This is a genomic window from Cytobacillus firmus, from assembly GCF_023612095.1.
In the GTDB taxonomy this organism is placed as follows: Bacteria; Bacillota; Bacilli; order Bacillales; family Cytobacillaceae; genus Cytobacillus.
The window spans coordinates 3985766-4001741 of sequence record NZ_CP086235.1 but is presented as its reverse complement, the minus strand read 5'-3'; the positions used below and the strand labels follow the sequence as shown (position 1 = coordinate 4001741).

General features: G+C 43.4%; 11 protein-coding genes and 3 pseudogenes. 13 read left to right on the top strand and 1 reads right to left on the bottom strand.

Annotation, left to right across the window (positions count from 1 at the left end; genetic code table 11):
- Positions 1 to 21: 21 nt before the first annotated feature.
- Positions 22 to 714 carry an N-acetylmannosamine-6-phosphate 2-epimerase gene (locus LLY41_RS20270; RefSeq protein WP_304586427.1) on the top strand — a complete coding sequence of 231 codons (693 nt, stop codon included), beginning with the start codon at positions 22 to 24 and terminating at the stop codon, positions 712 to 714.
- 161 nt (positions 715 to 875) lie between these two features.
- Positions 876 to 1718 (top strand): MurR/RpiR family transcriptional regulator, encoded by an 843-nt coding sequence (locus LLY41_RS20265; RefSeq protein ID WP_304586426.1) that lies wholly within the window; start codon positions 876 to 878, stop codon positions 1716 to 1718.
- A 190-nt stretch (positions 1719 to 1908) separates the two neighbouring features.
- Here the strand turns inward: LLY41_RS20265 and LLY41_RS22530 are convergent, their stop codons facing one another.
- Positions 1909 to 2109: a DMT family transporter gene (locus tag LLY41_RS22530; protein WP_370460161.1), complete on the bottom strand. Its 201-nt coding sequence runs from the start codon at positions 2107 to 2109 to the stop codon at positions 1909 to 1911.
- 222 nt (positions 2110 to 2331) lie between these two features.
- On the opposite strand from LLY41_RS22530, the gene LLY41_RS20255 reads away from it, so the two are divergent.
- From LLY41_RS20255 to LLY41_RS20205, 11 genes and pseudogenes are all read left to right on the top strand, one after another.
- Positions 2332 to 3537 carry an erythromycin esterase family protein gene (locus tag LLY41_RS20255; RefSeq protein WP_304586425.1) on the top strand — a complete coding sequence of 402 codons (1206 nt, stop codon included), beginning with the start codon at positions 2332 to 2334 and terminating at the stop codon, positions 3535 to 3537.
- Between the two features lie 3 nt (positions 3538 to 3540).
- Positions 3541 to 3720 (top strand): annotated as a pseudogene (locus LLY41_RS20250) (manganese catalase family protein); the annotation flags it as partial.
- Between the two features lie 127 nt (positions 3721 to 3847).
- The gene (locus LLY41_RS20245) at positions 3848 to 4621 is read left to right on the top strand and encodes a TerC family protein (protein WP_304586424.1); all 774 of its coding nucleotides are present in this window, start codon (positions 3848 to 3850) and stop codon (positions 4619 to 4621) included.
- 504 nt (positions 4622 to 5125) lie between these two features.
- On the top strand, positions 5126 to 6232 hold the full coding sequence (locus LLY41_RS20240; RefSeq protein WP_304586423.1) for a sugar ABC transporter substrate-binding protein: 1107 nt from the start codon (positions 5126 to 5128) through the stop codon (positions 6230 to 6232).
- Positions 6233 to 6316: 84 nt separating this feature from the next.
- A pseudogene (locus tag LLY41_RS20235) lies at positions 6317 to 7836 on the top strand (ATP-binding cassette domain-containing protein).
- A gap of 12 nt (positions 7837 to 7848) precedes the next feature.
- Positions 7849 to 9024, top strand: coding sequence for a sugar ABC transporter permease (locus LLY41_RS20230; protein ID WP_304586422.1), 1176 nt, complete (start codon positions 7849 to 7851; stop codon positions 9022 to 9024).
- Between the two features lie 185 nt (positions 9025 to 9209).
- Positions 9210 to 10187 carry a sugar ABC transporter substrate-binding protein gene (locus LLY41_RS20225; protein ID WP_304586421.1) on the top strand — a complete coding sequence of 326 codons (978 nt, stop codon included), beginning with the start codon at positions 9210 to 9212 and terminating at the stop codon, positions 10185 to 10187.
- A complete protein-coding gene (locus LLY41_RS20220) occupies positions 10184 to 11623 on the top strand; it encodes a sensor histidine kinase (protein ID WP_304586420.1) in 1440 nt (479 codons plus the stop codon). The genes LLY41_RS20225 and LLY41_RS20220 overlap by 4 nt, the downstream gene beginning before the upstream one ends.
- Positions 11620 to 13155 carry a response regulator gene (locus tag LLY41_RS20215; protein ID WP_304586419.1) on the top strand — a complete coding sequence of 512 codons (1536 nt, stop codon included), beginning with the start codon at positions 11620 to 11622 and terminating at the stop codon, positions 13153 to 13155. The genes LLY41_RS20220 and LLY41_RS20215 overlap by 4 nt, the downstream gene beginning before the upstream one ends.
- Positions 13156 to 13185: 30 nt before the next feature.
- A pseudogene (gene xylF, locus LLY41_RS20210) lies at positions 13186 to 14261 on the top strand (D-xylose ABC transporter substrate-binding protein).
- 340 nt (positions 14262 to 14601) lie between these two features.
- Positions 14602 to 15846: an MFS transporter gene (locus LLY41_RS20205; RefSeq protein WP_095245732.1), complete on the top strand. Its 1245-nt coding sequence runs from the start codon at positions 14602 to 14604 to the stop codon at positions 15844 to 15846.
- The last annotated feature ends 130 nt before the right edge of the window (positions 15847 to 15976 follow it).

The window sequence follows — 15976 nt, the reverse complement described above, 5'->3', positions numbered from 1 at the left end:
AATAATAAGGACGTGTTTTAAATGCATCAAGTGCTCGGACAGATTAAAAACGGATTAATTGTATCCTGCCAGGCTTTAGAAGGAGAACCGCTTCATAGCTCCTTCATTATGGGACGTATGGCACTGGCTGCAAAGGAGGGAGGGGCCGTTGGCATCCGGGCTAACTCCGTCTCTGATATTCGGGAAATAAAAAAACAAGTCGATCTTCCGGTGATCGGCATCATCAAACAGGTATATAACGACCATCCTGTCTTTATTACACCAACCTTGAAAGAGATAGATGCTATAGCTGATACGGGTGCTGAAATCATTGCTACAGATGCAACGAACCGGATCCGTCCGGATGGAAAGAGTCTGGAAGTATTTTATCAGGAAGTTAGATCAAAGTATCCTCATATTCTGCTGATGGCAGATGTCTCTTCAGTGGAAGAAGCCATTTTTGCTGATAAGCTGGGGTTTGATATTGTGGCACCCACATTATACGGATATACAGAAGAGACAAAAGGATTGAAAATCGATGATCATGAGTATGCTGTGATCAAGCAAATTGTAAAAGAAGTGAGTCACGCAAAAGTGTTGGCAGAAGGCAATGTTTCAACACCGGAAATTGCCCGGTCCGTACTAAATTTTAATGTTCACTCGGTTGTGGTAGGCGGGGCGATTACCAGACCGCAGATTATCACGAAGAGATTTGTTGATGCTTTGCAAAAGTAGGTTCGGCTGAAAATAACCCAGGCTCTAGACTGGGTTATTTTCAGCTTTTTGCTTTATTAGAGCTAGTTACGGGTATTTCATAGTTTTTTGTCCTTAGAACAAAAATAAGGTTATCATCTTGTATAATGGACATATGGATTATCTAAAAGAGGAGAAAGAATATGGAGTATCTCGGTGAGAACCTTCTGCATGGAATAGCATGCACCATGGAAAAATTCACAAGCTCTGAGTCGGAATTGGCAAAGTATATAATCGAAAATCCGGATGAAATCAGCCAATTGTCGATTAATCAAATTGCTAAAAAAATTCATATTTCCCCTGCTACAATCACCCGTTTTTGTCAGAAAATCTCTTTTTCAGGTTTTAATGAATTTAAGCATGAATTAAAAAGATATATTGATTTAAAGAACAAACCGACTGTGTCCAGTGATATCAAGGAGATTGATTATTTTTCCAATCTCTATCAGAATCATTTGGAGATTATCGAAACGACTTTTCGGAAAATGACTTATTTAGATATTCAGCAAGCCGTTTCACTTTTAACTGATGCAAAGAAAGTGCATGTATACGGCATTGGCAACTCAGGAATTGCAGCACAGGAGTTCAAATGGAAGTTTTTCCGGATTGGGATTCAGGTTGAATCGATTACTGACCCCCATCAAGCCGTGATGGATGCTGCATTATGTTCAGACAGCAGCCTTATCATTGGAATATCTGTTTCTGGAAATACAAAAGAAGTCATAGACGCAATTAAAATGGCCAAGAAGCAAGGAGCATCAATCCTTGTCATCACAAGTGATAAAACATCTGAGTTGTCCAAGTTAGCAGATTTATCCCTTCTCGTTATGGGGAAAAGCAGTATGCATATGGGGCAGAACATCTCTCCAACTTTGCCGCTTTTCCTGCTCTTTGACTTACTTTATACCGAACTAGTTGCAAAGGATTATGTCAATCGAGTTCAGATACGGGATAAGACGTTAAGGGCCTTAAAAGATATTAGATAAAGCAGTAAACGTATAAATTAAGCATGGGAAGTGAAAAAGAGCCTCAGTGTGAAGGCTCTTTTGCAGTTTCTGTACTGTGGGATGAATTCAATAGAATGATCCCGCCTATAATCAGCAAAATTCCGACTATCTTAAGGCTGTTAAAAGCTTCTTCCCAAATAATGGCGCCTATCAAAGCTGTTAAAGCAGTTCATGCCCCAGACCAAATGGCATAAGCCAGGCTTAATGGAACGTTTATAATACATAATGATAAGCAATAAAATGAAAGTACATAGCCGAACACGTCTCCTGCAGTCGGAAGCAGCACGGTTAATCCATCCGACAATTTGAGCGGGGCAGTGGCAAAGATCTCCCCAGCGATTGAAATGGTTAAGAATACATAACCCCTCACATTAATGGCCTCCGCCGCTATTCAACAAGATGACTCCGCCGACTATTAAAGCCAACCTCAGCAGTTTTTTAATAGTCTCCCCGTTTCTTTTGCGAATGGTATCAATATATTTTACCTTTTCGAAGGCTCCTTTTGCCAAGTATATGAATAGGTGAAACCAATTTATTTCCAAAACGTATTAATAGGTATAGTCATATTTGGACACAAGTTGGAGGCTTGTTAATGAACTTCATAACTCGAAAAACAAAATCACTCTGGATAGATCAAATAGCCGGCAAGAGCTGTGAAATAACAGATCCACAAGATTTCTCCTGTATGGATCGATATGTTGAGGGGAAAAGGATTGTGCTGCTGGGAGAGAGCAGCCATGGGATCGGAGATTTTTATAAAACCAAAGTGAAGATGATTAAGTATTTGCATGAAGTCCATGGATTTAATGCTGTTGTATTGGAGAGTGGCTTGCTTGAAGCGGTATTAAGCAGAAGATTGCTGAAAGACCTGCCTGTTAAAGAACAGATTCAGCACAGTCTTCTTGATATTTTTCATAACGAAGAGATGCTTCCTTTATTCCAGGAGTCCTGGGCAGATGGCCTTCATATTGCAGGAATGGATATTCAGCCTGCATATCAGCAGGTCTCTCATCGTATGCTGGACTGGCTCAAACTCCACGCTGACGAAGAAATGATTTCTTCAATCAATCGGGCAGAAACCGTATTCTTTGAAATCGATGAGGAGATTAGAGGACAGGCCAAAATACCAAAAGTGGTCATAGAAAAGATACGAATGTGCATGGGTTTATACCAATTGTGCCTGGAGCTTTTTGCAAGCAGGGTGAGTGAAGCTGATCTGGAAAGAGAAGAGATCCTGAAGGTTATTGAACAAGGGCTGAAAAATCGGCTGAAGTGGCTGGAAATCAATACAAAAAGCTGGATGACATCTGGTGTCATGCGGGGAACAAATATGTTCAGCAATCTGCAGTGGTTATTAGAAGAGCATTTCAAGGGTGAAAAGGTCATTGTCTGGGCACATAATTTTCATATTAGAAAAAGCAAAACACTGACTTCAAGCCTTTTGGGAATTTCGACTGTCGGACAGCTCCTGTCGAGCAGCGGATATAGTGATAAAGTTTATTCACTAGGGTTTTATGCAGGAGAGGGTGAGTTTGCTTCCCTCCTAAGGGTTCGTTTTTACATTGACGCCTCCAAAAATAAGCATTTGGAAAGTTTGCTTATGAAGGCTTGCCGGCATGACAGCTTTGTGCCTTTATGTGATAAAGGACTGCCGGAGCGCAATTGGATGAAGCGAAGATGGCAGCTCCTTGAGGCCGGGATGATGGGACAGCTGCCGATTTCCATTTATCCTCAAAAGCATTATGACGGCATCTTTTTTTGCAGAAAGGTGCAGCCGCCTGTTTATTTAGAACGGTGAAGGGATGCACAATTTAAATTCAGGCTGGATGATACCCGAATCGGTGAGGTTTTCCAGGGGACCACTCCAAGCAGGAATGGCGGAGACCTTGCTGTGGTAGAACCGCCAAAAGGCTATCCAGTTCCTGAAATGCCTGATATGCCGAATGAGCATGCGCCGGGGCTTTTTGATTTTAATAATTAGTTTTTGCGAATGGCGTCCTGAAAATAGGGCGCCATTTTATTATATATTTTTAAGGTTTCCTGCCGCATTTTTGGGGAATCTATACTTATCAACAAAGAACATGCTGCTGATGAAAGGAGTGTCGCGGATGGAGTCTATTTGGCTCGAGTATGCCTGGGCGTTATTGATATTAATTGGACTGGAAGGATTGCTGTCGGCGGACAATGCCCTTGTTCTGGCAGTCATTGCCAAGCATTTACCGGAAGATGAGAAGAAAAGGGCAATCAATTATGGAATCATTATGGCATTTGTTTTCCGATTTGGTGCGCTGTTTGCCATATCTTTTATTGCAAACGTCTGGCAGATACAGGCCATTGGAGCGGCCTATCTATTGTACCTTGGCTTAAAACATGTGATTAAGGCCAAGTTCGGTAAAGAAAATAAAAATATTCGCGAGGATGTGAAGAAAGACGCAGCCGGGAAAGGATTTTGGCCTACTGTAGGAAAGATTGCATTAGCGGATCTTGCCTTTGCCATCGATTCGATTCTTGCGGCTGTTGCACTGGCACTTGGACTGCCGGATTCACCGCTTGATGATTTCGGCGGCATGGATGGAGGCCAGTTTATTGTCGTCGTTTTAGGCGGGATTGCCGGACTGATCCTGATCAAGTTCGCGGCAACCTGGTTTGTGAAGCTGCTTGGCAAACGGCCCGCATTGGAAACAACGGCTTATGCGATTGTCGCCTGGGTTGGTGTCAAGCTTGCTGTTATCACACTTGCCCATGAGGATATTGGTGTCCTTGATCATCATTTTCCTCATAGTACAGGCTGGACAATCGTCTTCTATGGCGTACTGGTGGCCATTGCACTGCTTGGGTGGTTTGCTCCGGGTAAGAAACAAACGGAGGGTGAAGCTTTATAAATATAAATGCGCTGATCTTTGGATTAGCGCATTTTTTGTGTGCCGAGCAGACGAAAAAATATAGCTATGATATCAAAGGAATCATCTGCAGCGTCGCAAAATGTGGCTGCATCATCTGAAGAATAGTTATCTTCTATAGAAGAAATTGCTGCATTTGCCGAACATCTTAGCTTGAGAGCTGAACAGCTGCAGACACTGGTTGGAAGGCTGAAATCTTAATATGGCAAAAGGCTCTCGTGGGGGCCTTTTTACACAGGCGGCCTTTGAAGGCTGCCATTTTTTTGTCTGAAAGAATTCGGCGGACGAAGGGAGCCTTCGTCTGGAAAGAAAGATCCGCCAGTCAGTATCCATAAGGATAACCAGCGGAATCCATGATTAATTGGAAGAATAAAAATTTACAGATAATATTAAAAGAGTGCTAGTGATAACGCTTTCATCAACTAGTAATAAAGATATAATTTTCTTGTAGGCAAGTAATTTTTATCCATTATAAGGGGGAAAAGAATGAAAAGAAAATGGAAAGTCATTTCTCTAATGCTGATGATTTTTGCCATTATTGCAGCAGGATGCAGCCAGGGCACTGGTGGCGGCAGCAGTGAAGTAAGTGTGGGAATTGTATTGCCAACGAAGGATGAACCAAGATGGGTTCAGGATGAGCAAAGATTTAAAGACGCGTTAAAAGGAACAGAATATACAACTGAAATTTTGTTTAGCCAGGGATCTTCAGCTAAGGAAAAAGAAAATGTTGAGACTTTGCTGAACAAAGGAATTGATGTGCTGATTATCTGTCCGCAGGATGGAGATGCAGCTGCTGCAGCGGTTGAAGCAGCAAAAAAAGATGGTGTAAAAGTCATTTCTTATGATCGTTTAATTACGAACACAGATGCAATTGATTATTATGTAACATTTGACAGCCTTGCTGTAGGAGCTGCTCAGGCGCAATACCTGATCGACAACGCAAAGGGCAAGGACGTGCCTCTGTACCTATACGCCGGCGCAGCTTCTGATAACAATGCTTTCTTATTCTTCCAGGGAGCATGGAGTGTGCTTCAGCCTAAGGTTGCAGATGGCACATTCAAGATTGCTAACTCAAGCGAAGCCGAAGCTTTGAAAGATACAGCTGATCTGTCCCGTGACCAGCTGAGCAAAATTATTGGCCAGGTGACAACAAACTGGGATCCAAACGAAGCGAAGAACAAAGCTCAAACGCATTTGACAGCTGCTTCTGACGATATGAAGGGCGATGTGGCTATTCTTGCTCCGAACGACGGAACTGCGCGTTCCATTGCAGATGTTTTTGGAACAGACAGCGCAGTATCCAGCTACCTTGTAACAGGTCAGGATGCTGAGAAAGCTTCCATTCAGTATGTGATTGATGAAAAGCAATCCATGACAGTATTCAAGGATGTTCGTACTCTTGTAAAAGATGCAATGGGCATGGCTATTGAAATCCTTGAAGACAAAGACCCTGAGACAACAGGTTCTTACGATAACGGGAAGATTGAAGTGAAAGCGAAGCAAACAGATGTAATTGTTGTCGACAAAGACAACGTGAAGAAAGAACTGATTGATTCTGAATACTATAAAGCAGATGAATTTACAGGGCTTTAATTAATAATGGACGAGAAATAGTGATAGAGGCGTCTATCACTATTTCTCCTTCTGAATAGCTTTTTGGCTAAGGAGGGAGTCATAATGAGCGAAAATATTTTGGAAATGCACGGGATTTCCAAGGAATTCACAGGTGTTAAAGCGCTCAGCAATGTCAATTTCAAGGTGGGAAAAGGCGAAATTCACTGTTTAATTGGTGAAAATGGAGCGGGCAAATCCACTTTGATGAAAGTACTCAGCGGTGTTTATCCTTATGGCACCTATCAGGGGGATATTGTATTTGAGGGCACTGTGCAGCAATTCAATACAATCAGCGACAGCGTAAAAGCAGGAATCGTCATTATCTATCAGGAGCTTGCCTTATTTCCTGATCTGACAGTCTATGAAAATATTTTTGCGGGCAATGAAATTAAGCAAGGCGGAATTGTCGATTGGAACCGGACGATTGCTGAAGCTAAAAAAATGCTGGATAAAGTTAAGCTTGATGTGAATCCTGAAACTCTTGTTAAAGATCTGAGCGTTGGCAAACAGCAATTAGTCGAAATTGCAAAAGCATTAAGCAAGGACGTGAAACTCCTTATCCTCGATGAGCCGACTGCAGCACTGAATGAAGATGACAGCGAAAATCTGCTGGATCTGTTAGGTGAGCTGAAAGAGCAGGGAATTACCTGCATCATGATCTCCCATAAACTGAAAGAAGTCATCTCCATTGCAGACAAGGCGACGGTGCTTCGTGATGGCCAAACCATTTGTACCCTGGACGCAGCAAAAGGCGAAATCTCTGAAAATGTCATTATTAAAAACATGGTCGGCAGGGAGATTGAAGATATCTATCCGAAGAGGCCGAACAAAACATTTGGCGATCCTGTCCTTGAGCTTCGAGATTGGTCTGCGTATGCAGTGCATCTGGGCAGGCAGGTTGTAAAAGATGTTAATTTCCATGTTAAGAAAGGAGAAATCGTCGGGATTGCGGGCTTGATGGGGTCAGGCAGGACAGAACTTGCCCTGAGTATTTTCGGAAATCCAAAATCATATAAATTACAAGGCGAGCTATTGGTGGATGGCGTTCCTAAAACGCTGAAGCATCCGAGTGACGCCATCAGGTCGGGGATTGCGTACGTGACGGAAGACCGGAAAGGGGATGGGCTGTTTTTAATACAGGATATTAAAAACAACATCTCTGCAGCTAACCTTAATCGTATTGCTGTCAATGGAGTAATTAACGATAACGAAGAAGTAAAGGAAACAACGGAATATAAAAAGTCCATGTACATTAAAGCATCTTCCCTTGAACAGGTTGTCGGCAACTTGAGCGGGGGAATCAGCAGAAAGTGTCGCTGGGCAAATGGCTTTTTGTCGGACCGAGATTGCTGATTCTGGACGAGCCGACGCGGGGCATTGATGTCGGGGCTAAATTCGAAATTTATACGATTATGAATAAATTGATTGAGGAAGGCATGAGTATCATAATGATTTCTTCAGAACTGGGTGAAGTCCTGGGGATGAGCGATCGTGTCTATGTCATGGCGGAAGGACAAATAAAAGGCGAGCTGTCGATTGAGGAAGCAAATCAGGAAAGCATTATGCAGCTTGCTACGCAATAGGAGGTTAAACTAATGGAATTTATTAACGAAGCAAAAACGCTATTTAAAGATAATATCCGTGACTATGGCATGTACATTGCCTTATTTGTTATTATGCTTACCTTCACCATTATGACTGACGGGCTATTTATGTCTTCACGGAATATCAGTAATCTGCTGGATTCGACAGGGTATATCGCTGTTCTGGCAGTGGGGATGACACTTGTGATCGTGATTCGGCATATTGACCTCTCAGTCGGATTCGTCGCCGGCTTTTTGGGAGCTATTGCAGCGATTTTATTAACTGGAATGGGAATCCCTTTTTATATCACCATCCCGATTATCCTGGTGCTTGGCATTGTTGTCGGGCTGTTCAACGGGCTCCTGGTTGCAAAATTCGGTATCCCCTCTTTCGTGGCTACTCTTGCAGGAATGCTGATCTTTAGGGGAGCGCTTCTTCAGGTAACGGAGAAAACAGGGACCATTATCATCAAGGATGACGGATTTAACGCAATCGGAAACGGGTTCATCCCTTCCCTCATGCAAGTGAATGGGCTTCACCTGCTTACGCTGATACTGGGGTTATTAGCTATATTAATGTATATATACAGTGAAATTTCCACCCGTAAAAATAAAATTAAATATCAGTTTGAGGTAGTATCAAATGGGATTTTCATACTAAAGTTAGTGTTTGTTTCTGCTATTATTTCCTATATTACCTGGATCCTTGCAGGATACAACGGGTTTTCCTGGACAGTGGTCATTATGCTTCTGGTCGTTGTAATTTATCACTTTCTGACAACAAAAACGGTGCTTGGCAGGCATGTATATGCAGTCGGAAGCAATCCGGAAGCTGCACATTTAAGCGGAATCAATGTAAATAAAATTACTTATATTGTATTCGGTTCAATGGGAATGCTGGCGGCGCTTTCAGGTATATTATTTACTTCGCGGCTTCAATCAGCGACCACTACAGCAGGGACTTTATTTGAACTTGATGCCATTGCAGCTGCTTATGTCGGAGGGGTTTCTTCTGCGGGGGGCGTAGGGAAAATCACCGGTGCTATTATCGGAGCTGTGGTTATGGCTTCCTTATCAAGCGGCATGAATCTTCTCGGTGTCGGAGTTTCTCTACAGTATATGATCCGTGGAGGCGTTTTGGCCGGGGCTGTAATTTTTGATGTCATGACCCGGAAGAAGAGAGGATAGATTTTCAGTTTCCTGGATTCATAGCAGGACAGAATGATTTGGGGCATCCGTCGAATTAGGGTGCCCCAGCTGTATGTTCCAGCAGCTTATCATCCTCCTTTCATCCCGGGTATTCTATAGGGGTTAAAAAGGTGATATGATAAAAATATTCAGCCATTTATACTATGGAAACGGAGATACGACCCTTGCGTAAAATAAGTATTTTAATAATTTGCATCACATGTCTCGTCCTTGGTTATTTTACATTAGCACTCACAAAGAAAGCGCTTACATCAGGGGAGGATCTTCCTGCTGCTGCAGATGGACAGGATATGAAATACCGGCTGGTCCTGATTACCCAGGAATTAGACACTCCTTTCTGGGACAAGGCTGGCATTGCAGCAAAAGAACAGGCGCGGAAGGATGGAGCAAGCCTTGAAGTCTGGGGAAGCTATGGAAAGAACCAGGAGGATTTTCTGAAGAAGCTGGAGATCGCGATTCAGTCGAAAGTGGACGGTATTATCGTTCAGGGTCTGGACACCCCGGAATTTAAAGATTTAGTTAAAATAAAAGCGCCTTTTTATGGCATTCCGATTATTACCGTGGCCAATGATGTCCCCAAAGCTGAAAGCCTGAGAAAAACATATGTCGGTTCGGATCAATATCTGGCCGGGCAGTTAATTGCAGAGCAGCTTATCGACGACATGGGCCATGAGGGAAAAGTCATTCTCATGGGCGACAAGCATAAAGAGTATTATTTGCAGCAGCGCTTAAACGGCATTCATGATGTCCTGAAGGATTATCCCGGCATACGGACCGTCTATGCTGAAACGACGGATGTCAGGGAGGAAATTATTGCTTCCACCCAGAACATGCTGAATCTAAATCCGGATACTGATAGTTTTATAGCGATTAAAGCCAACATAGCCGAAGCGATGATTCAGGAGATTGGCAGGCGATCACAGATAGAGCCTTATTACATCTATTCATTCGATGATGGTCCGGATTCACTTTCTTTACTTAATCAGGGAAAGCTCGATGGAATCATTGAACAATCTCCTGAGAAAATGGGAAGCCTCAGTGCTGAGCTGATCTTAAAATGGCTTAAAGATGAAGAAGTGCCGCTGAAATCTGACGGCTATCTTACCGATATCAGGATATTAAAGGCGATGGAAGAGCAATGAATAAAATTCATAAGAAGATCTGGACACTCACAACGGTCATTCTATTGATTATGGCAGCCATTTGGATCACACTTACCTATTATAATCAGAAGACTCAGAATCAGTATAACGACATTCTTCAGCGATACCTCAGGATGAACGAGGTAACAAGAACCAGCCAGCAGGTAATCGCAGATTTGAATAACTACTTTATCACACCAACTTCGGAAAACTTGGAAAAACTGAACAATAGCAAGAAAAGTATGGAAAAAGTGAAAAAGGAAATTTTATATCTTCGAAATTCGGAAAATGAGTTTGCTTTGACTAATTATATAAATCTGATTGATAGTCTGGCAGAGACGGCAGACCGCTCTCTTCTATTCTTTAATGAACATGAGAAGGAGGATTCCGCTAAAGAGTTTGCCGAAGCTACACGCATCTCGATGTATATCTCCGAGATGACGCTTACGTTAATTGATAGTGAACTGAATACCTATGAACGCTTTTACAGGGGAATCATTGAACAATCCGGGGAAATTAAGAAGCTCGGGATTTGGGTTATGCTGATGATCACCTGCCTCTTGATGCTTTTAACCTATGGTTTTTCATTAAGCATTACGAAGCCTGTACAGAAGCTGACTCAAGCTGCGAATGAGTTATCAAGGGGAAGATTTCACCTGCCGATAAAGGTCGATTCAAATGATGAAATTGCCTTCCTTGCCCAGACCTTTGATCGTATGCGTATTAATATCAATAATCTGATATCAGAGATACAGCACAAAGCACAGCTGGAGCATGAGCTGCAGGAAAGCAAGCTGCTGCTGAAGGAAAGTCAGCTATTGAATCTGCAGAGCCAGATCAATCCCCATTTTCTATTTAACACACTTAATACTCTTTCAAAAAAAGCCTACCTGGAAGGCTCTCATGAAACCAGCGATTTGCTGGTGAGTGTTGCCGGCCTGCTGCGCTATAACTTAAAAAGGCTTGATCGGCCTGTCACACTCAGGGAAGAAGTGATGGTACTGCAGCAGTATATGGATATTCAAAAAGCCAGATTTACAGATCGCCTGCAGTTAAAGATGTCAATTGATGAATCCTGTCTCCAAGTAGACATCCCTGGGCTTACATTGCAGCCGATCATTGAAAATGCTGTTAACTATGCAGTTGAACCAAGGGAAGAAGGCGGAGTCATTTGGTTTCGCATTCAGGACGGGAAAGACTGTGTGATCATAGAGGTGGAAGACGATGGTCCCGGCATTGAGGAATCCAAAATTAAACAGATTCTTCAAGGGCAATTTATCCAAACGGATGGAAAAACAACAGGCATCGGATTTACTAATGTCGTCAGGCGCCTCCGGCTTTTTTATGGATATGAAGATATCATGAGTATCGAAAGCAGTGCAGACGGAACAAAAGTGGTGATGAAAATACCAAAAGATAGGAGGGGGGCAGCATGACAAAACTCCTGATCGCGGATGATGAGCAAATTGAAAGGGAAGGGCTGGAAGTGATTTTGCAGAAGGCATTTCCGGACGTTGAAATCAGCCAGGCGAAAAATGGAAAGATGGCTGTTCAAATGGCTAAAGAGCTTCATCCTGACTTAATTATGATGGACATTCAAATGCCGGGGATGAACGGCCTTGAAGCGATTAAGCTGATCAGTGAAGATGATCCCGATATTAAATTTATCATGATTACCGCATTCGATACTTTCGATTATGCCCGCCAGGCGATAAAGCTAGGGGTCAAGGACTATCTGCTGAAACCGAGCAAGATCACTGAAATTGAGGCAACAGTTGGGAAGGTGCTTGAAGAGATTGAAGAAGAGCGGAAATTCCGCGCATTGACGAAGCTTCAAAAGGATGCGCTGCAAAAGGCCATTCCGGTGATTGAGACGGACGTCGTAACACAGCTGCTGTTCGACCACGTTCATGAAGTTCATTTGGATATGCTGGTTGAAATGCTCGAAATCCCTTCAACCGATGAACAATTTGTTATGAGCATCCTGCTGCCTGAAGGACATGAACATCTTTATAGCCCGGTAAAAGAGAAGGTAAGGCAAGCTGGCAATGCATGGGTAGGTGCCCTATATGGCCGTCAGCTGCCGATCATTGTTTTTCGGGAAAAGCAGCAATCATTCCGCTCCCAGGCGATATCCATTGCGGGTGAAATCCTGTCCCTTCCGAAAAAGGCTTCTTTAGAAGGCTGGTTCATAGGGATTGGGAACGTTTGCGGATCATTGCAGACCATTCGTCAATCCTATCAGGAATCTCTCATTGCCACCATGGACTCCACTCTTCCTGTTAAATACCGATTTTATTCCGATGTGCCGGCTCTCAGTAACGGAGAAGATCTGCAGCTGACTAAAGAGCGGGAAAAACTGTTTTTCGATCAGGTCAGGCTTGGCAAATGGGATCAAGTCAGTCTTAGTGTAATGGAGATGATCCAGCGGTGTGAAAGAGAAAGAGAAGGGGTTGTTCAAGCTCAGCAGCGTGTGCTGCAGATGCTCTGGATTGCTTCACGGGTAATGAGTGAAATTGGGTCTGAAGCTCCCGTGCCGTTTTTTGCTTATCAAACCCGGGATTTCCGCCAATTGCGCACGGAAACCGAACAACTGATGAGATTAATGAAAAAATCGTATAAGGAGCATTACGATCGTCTGGAAGCGGACACCATCCAGCAGCTGAAACACTATATTACCGAACATTCCCATGAGGATATTTCTCTTGAAGCACTGGGAAGGAAAGTGGGACTCAGCCCAATTTACATCAGTAAAATGTTCAAAGAAAAGCTTGGGGTAAACTATATCGACTTCCTGACAGAATGCCGCATTGAAAAAGCAAAGAAGCTGATGGCTGATTCTGGGAAGAGCCTGAAAGAAATCACCTTTGAGGTAGGCTATCATGAACCGAATTATTTCAGCAAGGTATTCAAAAAAATGTGCGGCCAGTCACCGACAGAGTTCCGCAAAGCCCTTTTGGGCAAATAGGATTGATGAAAGAAAAAAGGGGCAAGGCAGATGTATAGAATCCAATGGAAGCTCACTTTGACTGCGCTGTTTCTGGTTTGCACCCTGACAGCCTGTAAAACAGAAGCAGTACGCGATGTGAATTCCGGAAAAGCAATCCCTGCTGCCGGTGAAATAATGGATGGCGGCGGGAGGAGGAGCCAATTAAGATTGGCTTTTCAATGGATACACTATTGGAGGAACGCTGGCTGAAGGACAGAGATCTGTTCCAGGAGGCTGTTGAAGAGCTTGGAGCCGAAGTGGAGATCATGGCGGCTAATGGGGATGACGCCGTACAGATATCGCAGGCGGAAACCTTAATTAAACAGGGGGTTGACCTGCTGGTTGTGGTTCCCCATAATGCTGAGGCGACTGCTTCAATTGTCAAAAAAGCACACGAGGCAGGCATTAAGGTGATCTCATATGACAGGCTCGTGAAAAATGCAGATATAGACTTATATATATCCTTTGATAATGAAAAAGTTGGCGAGCTGCAGGCAGAAGCAATCACCAAACTGGTACCTAAAGGAAAGTATGTATACATTGGGGGAGCTGTCACCGACCATAACGCTCATTTATTCAAACGGGGAGTCTTTAACGTGCTGCAGCCCTTAATTGAAAAAGGAGATATACAGGTTGTATATGATCAATGGTCAAGAGATTGGACGCCGGCCAATGCATTTGTGAACATGGAAGAAGCGCTTAACGCCAACCAGGGTCAAATAGACGCTGTGATTGCAGCAAACGATGCAACCGCGGGCGGAGCCATCCAGGCGCTGGCAGTGCAAGGACTGGCAGGTAAAATTCCTGTTGCCGGACAGGATGCCGAGCTTGCCGCTGCCCAGCGGATTATTAGAGGCACGCAGACGATGACAGTATATAAACCTATCGGCACACTGACCAAAGAAGCTGCTGAACTTGCAGTCAGAATGGCCAAAGGAGAGTCTGTTGAAACAAACCAAAAAATCAATAATGGCAAAATCGAAGTCCCTGCCGTCCTTCTTCCGCCCATTGCCGTAGATAAAGATAATATGGATCGGACTATTATTGCCGATGGGTTCCATTCCCGGGAAGATGTTTATAAGTGAGAATGTGTACCTCTCCAGGTATTGCCTGAACCGGTCTCTGCTGGTATGATGAATCTAATTATAATGAAATGGAGGTTTTCCTTTTGACAGCATCAATTAGACTAAGAAGCCCGCTTTTCAATCGTTAATTGAATACGTTTGAAGGCTCTGCCTGTGTTCAGAGCAAAGGGATTGGTCTGTCTATTTAAGGAAACCTATATTTAACGGTATTTTTTAAAGAGGGGATGAATTTCTCCTCTTTTTTGCTGTCTTCAGAAATGGAATGTATAGAACGGACTGATCGATCAGCTGAATACAGGCAAAGCTTGTTTTTATTAAATATAGAAATGAGTGATTAGCAATGAATACAATAAATCCTAATCTGCAGGAGAATTGGCTGAAGAATATTATTCTATTTTTAAGCAGTCAGACGATCTCGCTCTTTGGATCGTCCCTTGTTCAATACGCCATTATGTGGCATATTACGTTAACGACAGAATCCGGTTTGATGATGACTCTCTACATTATTTGCGGGTTCATTCCGACCTTCTTTTTATCACCGGTTGCCGGTGTCTGGGCAGACCGGTACAACCGGAAAATGCTGATTATTTTAGCAGATGGTCTTATTGCCTTTTCCACACTGATCCTTGCTATCCTGTTTTTAATGGGATATGAATCCATCTGGCTGCTGTTTGTCATGGCAGGGATTCGTGCCCTTGGAACAGGAATCCAGACTCCTGCTGTCGGGGCGATTCTGCCTCAGATAGTTCCTAAGGATAAGCTCACAAAGGTGAATGGGGTAAATGGGAGCATACAGGCTGTCATTATGTTTGTTTCACCAATGGTCAGTGCTGCTTTAATTGCAATGGCGTCACTTGAAGTCATCTTCTTTATCGATGTCATCACAGCGGTGATTGCCATTATAACTCTGATGGCTTTTGTCAAAGTTGCTGTGCACGAAAAAGCAGCAGCGGAACAGACAGCGAGCTACTTCAGCGACTTCAAACAGGGGCTTCATTATGTCAATAGCAGCCCGTTTCTGAAAAAATTCTTTCTGTTTTTTGCGATCTTCTTCGTCCTAATGGCACCTGCGGCCTTTCTGACGCCGCTTCAGGTTACCCGGACCTTTGGTGGAGATGTATGGCTGCTGACTGCCATTGAAATTGCCTTTTCAGTCGGCATGATGGCAGGGGGCGGAATTATTGCTTCCTGGGGTGGATATCCAAATAAAATTACAACCATGACCCTTGCCAGTCTCATCATGGGGATCTGCACCCTGGCACTTGGCATCGTGCCGATTTTCTGGATTTATTTATTGTTCATGGCGTTATTCGGGATTGCCATGCCAATTTTCAATACACCGGTAACCGTATTGCTTCAGGAAAAAATTGAAGAGAATTATTTAGGCAGAGTGTTTGGTGTCATGGGGATGATCTCCACCTCCATGATGCCGATTGGCATGCTGATATTTGGCCCGATTGCGGATGTCATTGCCATCGAATGGCTTCTTGTGGGAACAGGGGCATTCATTATTCTGTTAGCTGTTATATTAGGCAGGGATCAGGTGCTTCTGGAAGCCGGGAAGCCTGAGCTGAGTGAATCGTAAGGAGTTTGATAAAATAGAGCTGTCATATTGGCAGCTCTATTTTCATGTGAAAACAGGGAACAAAAGTACAGAAGGAGAATAGTTATACGTAACATCATCTAAGGAGATGCTCATACTAGGTGAGCTTATT

Bases quoted from the DNA above. Each gene is read 5' to 3' on its own strand.
- LLY41_RS20270 (WP_304586427.1), top strand. From the start codon at position 22: ATGCATCAAGTGCTCGGACAGATTAAAAACGGATTAATTGTATCCTGC.
- LLY41_RS20265 (WP_304586426.1), top strand. From the start codon at position 876: ATGGAGTATCTCGGTGAGAACCTTCTGCATGGAATAGCATGCACCATG.
- LLY41_RS20255 (WP_304586425.1), top strand. From the start codon at position 2,332: ATGAACTTCATAACTCGAAAAACAAAATCACTCTGGATAGATCAAATA.
- LLY41_RS20245 (WP_304586424.1), top strand. From the start codon at position 3,848: ATGGAGTCTATTTGGCTCGAGTATGCCTGGGCGTTATTGATATTAATT.
- LLY41_RS20240 (WP_304586423.1), top strand. From the start codon at position 5,126: ATGAAAAGAAAATGGAAAGTCATTTCTCTAATGCTGATGATTTTTGCC.
- LLY41_RS20230 (WP_304586422.1), top strand. From the start codon at position 7,849: ATGGAATTTATTAACGAAGCAAAAACGCTATTTAAAGATAATATCCGT.
- LLY41_RS20220 (WP_304586420.1), top strand. From the start codon at position 10,184: ATGAATAAAATTCATAAGAAGATCTGGACACTCACAACGGTCATTCTA.
- LLY41_RS20215 (WP_304586419.1), top strand. From the start codon at position 11,620: ATGACAAAACTCCTGATCGCGGATGATGAGCAAATTGAAAGGGAAGGG.
- LLY41_RS20205 (WP_095245732.1), top strand. From the start codon at position 14,602: ATGAATACAATAAATCCTAATCTGCAGGAGAATTGGCTGAAGAATATT.